Below are 6,034 nucleotides of genomic sequence, written 5' to 3' on the forward strand. Positions count from 1 at the left end.
TCAGGCGCGCGCGAGCCGCGAACGGTCGAGGTCGAAACCGGCACGGTCTTCCTCCCTCGCGGTCAGTTCGGCGAACAGGCGCTGCTCCACCGCGCCGGGCAGGGCGCCCACCTCGTGGCCGAGGCGGGCGGCGATCCGCGCGAGGGCGCCGGTCAGCCAGGCGTCGTCGCGCAGGAACGGGTCGACGCCGTCCTGGTTGTGCTGCCACACGCCGATGCACGCGGCGGCCATGGACAGCTGCGCGTACCGTTCGGCCAGGGCGAAACCGGAGCGGCCCGCGACGACCGAGTGCTCGCTCGGCGGCAGTTGACGGCAGCGCCGGCCGAGGTCGTCGAGGTCGGCGCGGAGCAGTGCGGCGAGCCGGGCGGCCGCCGGGGGCAGTGCCGGGCCGCCGGCGTGGTCGTGGAGCAGCGCGGTGAGCTGGTCGGCGCCGCGCGAGGTGAGTTCCAGCGCCCGGTAGTCGATGTCGTCGAGCGGCGCCGACAGGTCGAAGAGCGCGGCGGGCGGCACCTCGGCGGTGCCCCAGCTGGTGGTGGCGAGGCGGGGCAGCTGCGGCAGTGTCGTGGCCTGGCAGACGGCCGCGTTGGCGTGCGCGAAGGTGATGGCCGGCAGGTCGCGGTAGAACTTCTGGAAGATGCCGTAGCGGCCGTCGCGCCAGTACGAGTTGGCGCCGAGCAGGGTGCCCAGCGTCTGCGACGACCGGTGCAGGACCTTGGGGACCACGTACTTGTTGACCGCGGTGATCACACTGGTCTGGCCGGGCAGGACGTGCAGGGCGCGGCACGCCACGGTCGCCATGCAGTCGCCGGCGAGCAGGTCGAGGAAGGCGCCGACGAGGGTGGCCCTGGCGTGCGGCAGGTCGGCGACGCTGCGTCCGTACAGGGCACGGTCGAGGGCGAAGCGGGTGACGGTGCGCAGCTGGGTGTCGGCGGTGCCGACCATCATGCCGGGGAGTACGGCGCGGGTGGTCTGGAAGGCGCGCAGGACGGTCTCCATCGCGCTGCCGACCGGGCCGACGGGGGCGTCCGCGGGGACCTCAAGATCGGTGAAGTCGGCGCCGCCGATCAGGCAGCCGCGCAGTCCGACCGTGGGGAAGCGGTAGTCCCTGCGCAACCGGTCGGCCGGGGCCTGGGTGAGGTCCACCCACAGGTGGGAGTGGCTGCGGTTGCCGGGGCCTGCGCCGGTGCGGGCGAGCAGGACGACGGCGTCGGCCCGGCCCAGGTTGTTCACGATCTGCTTGCGGCCGTTGATCCGGTAGTGGCTGCCGTCGGCCGAGGGCGTCGCGGTGAGGTCGGTGCGGGTGAAGTCGTTGCCGTGCGGCAGTTCGTTGTAGCCCGCCGCGGTCTTGCCGCCGGACAGCAGGACGCCCGCCATCCGCTTCTGCTGGACGTCGCTGCCCGCGGTCCACATCGCGGAGCCGGAGATGTAGTTGGTGAAGCCGTGGCCGAGCGCCAGGGTCGGGTCGCGGCGGGAGACGGTACGCATCATGCGCATCAGGCGGTCGATGCGGCCCAGGCGCCCGCCGAGCCGCCTGGGCACGTACTCCGCGTTGAACCCGTAGGCGTCCAGGGCGGCTTCGCCGGCGGGCAGGATCTCGGCGCGCTCGTCTGCGGCGAGGACGGCTTCGAATCCCAGCGGGTTGTCCGGGTCGTGGGCGTCACCGAGCGCCCTTTCCAGGACGTCGGGGCCGCCCGGGACGGAGTTCGGGCCGGTCATGACGCCTCCTCGGCGAGGGAGTCGGCCGCCTCGGCGAGCGGGAAGGGCAGCAGGGAGAACATCTCGCCGCTGTCGTACTGGTCGACGAGCAGCGGCATCAGCCGGTCGAGCACCGCCGAGCCGTCGGTGCCGTCCTCGGGGAGCGTGCCGGGCGTCAGGCGGTCGGCGAGACGGCACAGCGCGGCCTCGGCCCACAGCCCGTCCTGCCACAGGCCGGCGGTCGCGGTGGTGTCGGCGGCGACGGTGGTCCGGTTGCGCAGCCACACCTGGAGGCAGGCCGCGGCGGCGGAGCACAGGGTGTAGCGGTGCGCCAGGTCGAAGGCCGAGGCGGGCACGTCGCGCGGGCTCGGCCGGTGGGCGGCCATCTGCTCGTGCGTGGTGTCACTGATGCGCAGCAGCTTCTCGGCGACGGTGAGCAGGGTGGCGGGCGCCTCGCCGGACGCCACCAGCTCCCGCAGTTCCGCGACGGCTCGGGGCAAGGACGCCGCGACGCTGTTGCCGGTGCGGGAGGTCAGCAGCAGCCGGGCCGGATCGAAGGCGGGGATCGGCGCGTCGAAGGTGGCCGCGGCGGCCAGGCCCTCGGCGTCGGTGCGCCCGGCGCGGTAGCCGCGGGCGAGGGCGGCGAACTGGTTGATCAGGGCGTTCAGGTTGACCAGCGTGTTGCCGTCGAAGATGCCGACGATGCGGTGGTCGCGCTCCAGCTTGGCGAACAGGCCGTGCGCGAACTCCTCGCTGAGGAAGGAGCGGGCGCCCAGGAACTGGCCCATGGCGGAGATCAGTTCGTCGGCCGTGGTGGGCACGAGGTACTTCACCGCGGCCGACGAGACGCTCATCTCCTCGGTCAGGGTGTGCACGCCCCGCGAGGCGAGGAGCGTGACGGCCTCCATGGCGAGCAGGTCGGCGTAGGCCTCGGTGAGCGCGCGGTGTGCCTGCGGCAGGTCGATCAGCCGCTTGCCGTACAGCCGGTGCTCCAGGCCGAAGCGGGTGGCGATGCGCAGCGCGTGGTCGCCGGCGCCGAGCGAGAGCGCGGCGCAGATCGTGCGGGTGATCTGCAGACTGCGCAGGACGGTCTCGATGCCCTCGCCCTCCTCGCCGATCAGCGCGGTGGCGGGCACGACGGCTCCGTCGAAGGCGATGCCGCTGATGTCGGCGCCGCGGATGCCGTGCGTCTTCGCCGCGGGCAGACAGGTGTGACTGCCGTCCGCGAGCAGGGCCTTGTCGACGAGCAGCAGGCTGTAGCCACGGGTGCCGCCGGCCGGGGAGGTCCGGGCGAGGACACAGACCAGGTCGCTGCGGGTGGCGTTGTTGATCAGCCACTTCTCTCCGTCGAGCCGGTAGCCGCCCGCCACGGGGGTGGCGGTCAGCTCGCCGGAGAGCAGATCGCTGCCGTGGGCGCGTTCGGTCAGGCCCCAGGAGACGACGGCGCCGGAGGTGACGCGGGCGCCCAACTCCTTCGCCTGCTCCGCCGTTCCGCCGACCCAGGTGCTCACCGCGCCCAGATACGTCTTGGTGTGCGCGATCGCCACGGTCAGGTCGCGCCGGGCCACCACCCGTACCAGCTGGAGCAGGTCCTCGTAGCTGTGGAGGGCGCCGCCGTGCCGGGCGGGCACGTAGTGCGCGGGCATGCCGAGCGCGTCGAGGCGGGCCACGGCGTCCGTAGGGAACGCCTCGGCGGCGTCGAGTTCACGCAGCCGGGCCGCGAAGAACGGCAGGTCCCGGCGGGAGGGATGGCCGAGGGAGCGGTCGAATCCGCCGGCCCGGTCGTACGGCGCGTACCGCCGCGGGGGTGCGAGTTGAGGTTCCGTCACGACTCCACCTGAATCTGAGAATGTGTGCACTCCGGGATTTCTGAATGGCCCCAGTCTTGGCCACCACAAGGAGCGCTGTCGCAGGATCCCGGTGTCAGGATCCTGCGTCTGCATCTGGCTGCCAGCGCTGAACCCGTTACCCCCGTCCAAAGGCGAACTAGTGTCTCCACTGCACGCCTAACAGGTGAGAGGGAATCCATGCCGAAAACATTTGATTCGGGGATTCTGGGGACGATCGGCGAGACACCTCTGGTGAAACTGGAGAGAGTGTTCCCCGGGGAACACTCGCAATTCTTCGCCAAGATCGAGCGGTTCAACCCAGGTGGCAGCATCAAGGACCGAAGCGGCCTCAACATGCTTCTTGAGGCGCTGCGCAACGGCGAGATCACGCCGGGGCGTTCCGTGGTCGTGGAATCGAGCTCGGGGAATCTGGCGGTCGGGCTCGCCCAGATCTGCCGGTACTTCGATCTGCGCTTCATCTGCGTGGTCGACGCCAAGACCACGGAGCAGAACCTGGCCATCATGCGGGCCTACGGGGCCGAGGTGGTGGTGATCGACGAGCGGGACCCCGCGACCGGCGAGTTCCTGCCGGTGCGGCTGCGCAGGGTGCGAGAGCTCGTGGCGAGCATCCCGCACGCCTACTCCCCGAACCAGTACGCGAACCTGTCCAACCCGCGGGCCCACGAGCGGACCATGCGGGAGATCGTGGAGGAGCTCGACGGGCGGCTCGACTACCTCTTCTGCTCCGTCAGCACCTTCGGCACGCTGCGCGGCTGCGCCGACCACCTCCGCAAGGAGGGGCTGCGCACCAAGATCGTGGCGGTCGACGCGCAGGGCAGCGCCATCTTCGGCCAGCTGCCCACCCGGCGGCTGATCCCGGGGCACGGCGCCTCCGTCGTGCCGGCCCTGATGGACCCGGCCGCGGCCGACGAGGTCGTTCACGTCTCCGACCTCGACTGCGTGGCGGCCTGCCGCCGCCTCGTGGTCCGCGAGGCGATCCTGGCCGGCGGTTCCTCCGGGGCGACGATCGCCGCGGCGGAGCGAATGCTGCCGCGCATTCCGCCCGGCTCGGTCAGCGCACTGATATTCCCCGACGGCGGGGACCGCTATCTGGACACCATCTATTCCGACGACTGGGTGCGCGAACACTTCGGTGAAGTGTCGCACCTGTGGAAGGACTGAAACTTCCCATGCTCGTACTGCGCAAGGCAGACGTAGAGAAAATACTCGGTGGGAGGGAGAAGGAGCACATCGAGCTGGTCCGGCAGACCTACTCCCTGCACGAAAAGGGGGAGACGGCCGTACCCCACTCCATATTCCTGCGCTTCCCCGACCAGCCCGCGAACCGCATCATCGGACTCCCGTCCTACCGGGGCGGCGAGAACCCGGCAGCGGGGCTGAAGTGGATTTCCTCGTTCCCCGAGAACATCCAGTCCGGAATCGCCCGTGCCAGTGCGGTGATGGTGCTCAACTCGCTGCGCACCGGACACCCCGAGGCGTTGCTGGAGGCCTCGCTGATCTCGGCCGCGCGGACCGCCGCGAGTGCCGCTCTCGCCGCCGACATCCTCACCGAGGGCCGGCGCCCGCAGGGCGTCTCCCTCATCGGCTGCGGCGTCATCAACCTGGAGATCCTGCGCTACCTCCAGGCCGCGATCGGAACGCTCGGCGAGATCACGCTCTACGACACCTCGCGGGTGCGCGCCGAGGAGTTCGCCCGCCGCTGCCGCGAGCTCCTGCCGGACGCCGTGGTCACCCTCGCCGACAGCATCGAGGACGCCCTGGAGGCGCAGCGCCTCGTCTCGTTCGCCACCAACGCGGGCGAGCCGCACGTGGACCTCACGCCCGCCGAACCCGGCACCGTGGTCCTGCACGTCTCGCTGCGCGACATCGACCCGCTCTCCGTCAACGGCGCGCACAACATCGTCGACGACGCGGACCACGTGTGCCGCGAGCGGACCTCGTTGCACCTGACCGAGCAGATCACCGGCGGCCGCGCCTTCATCGACGCCTCCATCGGCCAGCTCATCAACGGGACCGTCGCGTTCACGCCGGACCCGGACAAGGTCACCGTCTACTCGCCGTTCGGCCTCGGCGTCCTCGACCTGGCCCTCGCCGTCGACGTGCACACCACCGCCCGGGAGCTCGGCATCGGCGTGGAGGTCACGGACTTCCTGTCCTGACCCGGCCCGTGCCCGTACGCCGCCCTTTCCCAGCCCCTTCCGTACATCCACACGAGGAGAACCATGTCCCAGCAGTCCGCCGCCCCCGAGTACCGCGTCGTCCTGAACGACGAGGAGCAGTACTCGATCTGGCCCGCCGGCCGTGAACTGCCCGCCGGGTGGAACGCCGAGGGCACCCAGGGCAGCCGCGAGGAGTGCCTCGCCCGCATCGACGAGGTGTGGACCGACATGCGCCCGCTGAGCCTGCGCCGCCGCATGGAGACCCAGGCCACCGCTGCCTGAAGTCCACCCGCCTGAACGTCACTTCGGAGAACCGTCCAGTACGCCAGG

5 protein-coding genes are annotated in these 6,034 nt (G+C 71.1%); 3 read left to right on the forward strand and 2 right to left on the reverse strand.

Going from position 1 to position 6,034, the window contains the following annotated elements:
* Together RFN52_RS22320 and RFN52_RS22325 are read right to left on the reverse strand one after the other, a co-directional pair.
* A complete protein-coding gene (locus RFN52_RS22320) occupies positions 1–1,716 on the reverse strand; it encodes an acyl-CoA dehydrogenase family protein (RefSeq protein WP_184848382.1) in 1,716 nt (571 codons plus the stop codon).
* Positions 1,713–3,524, reverse strand: a complete 1,812-nt coding sequence (locus RFN52_RS22325) for an acyl-CoA dehydrogenase family protein (RefSeq protein WP_311241027.1) — start codon at positions 3,522–3,524, stop codon at positions 1,713–1,715. The genes RFN52_RS22320 and RFN52_RS22325 overlap by 4 nt, the downstream gene beginning before the upstream one ends.
* A 198-nt stretch (positions 3,525–3,722) precedes the next feature.
* On the opposite strand from RFN52_RS22325, the gene sbnA reads away from it, so the two are divergent.
* From sbnA to RFN52_RS22340, 3 genes are all read left to right on the forward strand, one after another.
* A complete protein-coding gene (gene sbnA / locus RFN52_RS22330; protein ID WP_184848386.1) occupies positions 3,723–4,706 on the forward strand; it encodes a 2,3-diaminopropionate biosynthesis protein SbnA in 984 nt (327 codons plus the stop codon).
* Between the two features lie 8 nt (positions 4,707–4,714).
* Positions 4,715–5,704 carry a 2,3-diaminopropionate biosynthesis protein SbnB gene (gene sbnB / locus RFN52_RS22335; RefSeq protein WP_184848388.1) on the forward strand — a complete coding sequence of 330 codons (990 nt, stop codon included), beginning with the start codon at positions 4,715–4,717 and terminating at the stop codon, positions 5,702–5,704.
* A gap of 63 nt (positions 5,705–5,767) precedes the next feature.
* Complete coding sequence (locus tag RFN52_RS22340) at positions 5,768–5,986, forward strand: MbtH family protein (RefSeq protein ID WP_184848390.1); 219 nt, start codon at positions 5,768–5,770, stop codon at positions 5,984–5,986.
* The last annotated feature ends 48 nt before the right edge of the window (positions 5,987–6,034 follow it).

The sequence above is a fragment of the Streptomyces collinus genome (genome assembly GCF_031348265.1).
Taxonomy (GTDB): Bacteria; Actinomycetota; Actinomycetes; order Streptomycetales; family Streptomycetaceae; genus Streptomyces; species Streptomyces collinus.

Bases quoted from the DNA above. Each gene is read 5' to 3' on its own strand.
- RFN52_RS22320 (WP_184848382.1), bottom strand. From the start codon at position 1,716: ATGACCGGCCCGAACTCCGTCCCGGGCGGCCCCGACGTCCTGGAAAGG.
- sbnA (WP_184848386.1), top strand. From the start codon at position 3,723: ATGCCGAAAACATTTGATTCGGGGATTCTGGGGACGATCGGCGAGACA.
- sbnB (WP_184848388.1), top strand. From the start codon at position 4,715: ATGCTCGTACTGCGCAAGGCAGACGTAGAGAAAATACTCGGTGGGAGG.
- RFN52_RS22340 (WP_184848390.1), top strand. From the start codon at position 5,768: ATGTCCCAGCAGTCCGCCGCCCCCGAGTACCGCGTCGTCCTGAACGAC.